At 70.2% G+C, this 1,165-nt stretch carries 1 protein-coding gene; it reads left to right on the top strand.

Annotated elements, in window-relative coordinates:
- Positions 1-10 precede the first annotated feature (10 nt).
- Positions 11-1,144 (top strand): adenosine deaminase, encoded by a 1,134-nt coding sequence (locus AOJ26_RS40960; protein WP_373413183.1) that lies wholly within the window; start codon positions 11-13, stop codon positions 1,142-1,144.
- Positions 1,145-1,165: the final 21 nt, after the last annotated feature.

The raw sequence follows: 1,165 nt of genomic DNA, 5'->3' as shown, positions 1-1,165 counted from the left end.
CCCCCCTAACATGTTCCGCATCGATCAGCCGATCACCGCGCCGCACAGGACAACCCCGCACAGGCAGACCCCCGTGCCCGGCGCCCAGCAAGGGGAGGCCCCCATGACGACCACCGACCACCTGCACACCTTCATCGCCGGCCTGCCCAAGGCCGAACTCCACGTCCACCACGTCGGCTCCGCCTCCCCCCGTATCGTGTCCGAACTGGCCGCCCGCCACCCCGACTCCAAGGTCCCCACCGACCCCGAGGCGCTCGTCGACTACTTCACCTTCACGGACTTCGCCCACTTCATCGACGTCTACCTCAGCGTCGTGGACCTGATCCGCACCCCCGAGGACGTACGGCTGCTCACCTACGAGGTCGCCAGGGACCTCGCCCGCCAGCAGGTCCGTTACGCGGAGCTGACCATCACCCCGTTCTCCTCGACCCGCCGCGGCATCGACGAGCGCGCGTTCATGGAGGCGATCGAGGACGCCCGCAAGGCGGCGGAGTCGGAGTTCGGCACGGTCCTGCGCTGGTGCTTCGACATCCCCGGCGAGGCCGGCCTGGAGGCCGCCGAGGAGACGACGAGGCTCGCCACCGACGACCGCCTCCGCCCGGAGGGCCTGGTGAGCTTCGGTCTCGGCGGGCCCGAGATCGGCGTCCCCCGCCCCCAGTTCAAGCCGTACTTCGACAAGGCGATCGCCGCGGGCCTGCACTCGGTCCCGCACGCCGGCGAGACGACCGGCCCGGAGACGGTGTGGGACGCCCTCACCCACCTGCGGGCCGAGCGCATCGGGCACGGCACGAGCTCCGCCCAGGACCCGGCGCTCCTCGCCCACCTCGCCGAGCACCGCATCCCGCTGGAGGTGTGCCCCACCTCCAACATCGCGACCCGAGCGGTCCGCACCCTCGACGAGCACCCGGTCAAGGAGTTCGTGAAGGCGGGAGTCGTCGTCACGATCAACTCGGACGACCCGCCGATGTTCGGCACGGACCTGAACAGCGAGTACGCGGTGGCGGCACGCCTCCTCGACCTCGACGAGCAGGGCCTGGCCGCACTCGCGAAGAACGCGGTCGACGCGTCGTTCCTCGACGAGCCCGGCAAGACCAGGATCAAGGAAGAGATCGACACCTACACCACCACCTGGCTCACCCCCTGACCAACAGTCCCGAACCCACCC

This window comes from Streptomyces sp. NRRL B-24085 (genome assembly GCF_001282115.1).
Lineage (GTDB): Bacteria > Actinomycetota > Actinomycetes > Streptomycetales > Streptomycetaceae > Streptomyces.
This window is presented reverse-complemented; position numbering and strand designations above follow the sequence as displayed.